The organism is Bartonella sp. AP58NXGY (assembly GCF_042195785.1).
GTDB lineage: Bacteria > Pseudomonadota > Alphaproteobacteria > Rhizobiales > Rhizobiaceae > Bartonella.
Window position 1 is genome coordinate 1 of record NZ_JBHIOY010000204.1, and the last position, 774, is coordinate 774.

The 774-nt window shown below is 47.2% G+C and carries 1 pseudogene; it reads left to right on the top strand.

Features of this window, described 5'->3' with window-relative positions:
• Positions 1–149: 149 nt before the first annotated feature.
• Positions 150–774: pseudogene (locus ACFINC_RS10460) on the top strand (phage tail protein); the annotation flags it as partial.

Genomic DNA, 774 nt, shown 5'->3' on the forward strand with positions numbered 1-774 from the left:
TGTATAAGCGAGCTTGTATGATTTTCTTTCTTTAAAGCTCCCTTTGAAGATCTTTCAAAGCCCTTTTAAAGGGCTTTTTGACTGACAGTGTCAGGCTTATGAGAGAGGATTAGTGTTGTTATGGTCTCTCCATTGATTTGGAGAGCAAAATGGCAATAGAATTTAATCATGGTATCCGCCTCATTGAGGATGGTCAAGCTTCTCGGCCCTTAGAGATGTTTAGCCAAACCGCCCTTGGGGCGGTTGTTACAGCCCCTGATGCGGATGCACAAATTTATCCCCTTAACGAGCCCGTGTTGGTCTTCACCCATGAGACAGACAAAATCCAAAAGCTTGGGACACGGGGCACAGCTCTTGATGTTATCAATGCCGTGCGCGCGCAAGGGATGGAGGCACAAGTGATCCTTGTGCGGGTAGAAGAAAAGTCAACCATTGCTGAGACACAAACTGAGATGGTGGGATCAAACGCTCACCTGACCGGTGTGCATGCGCTAAAACATGCACCGGGGCATTTAGGGGAAGAGCCTGGAATTCTCTTAGCGCCAGCTTATAGTGCAGGGCGCCTTGATAATGCTAAAAATCCGCTAGCAGATGCTTTGGAACAGGTGGCAGAAAAGCTACAAGCCATTGCTGTGTTTGATACGGGGGGTAAAAATACGCAAGAAAGCCTTGCCTATCGTGCAGATTTTTCCTCACGCTTTTGTTATCTGATTGATCCTTTTGTACGGGTGGCAAATGGTGATGGGGGCTTTAGTATTAAACCCGCAAGTCCTT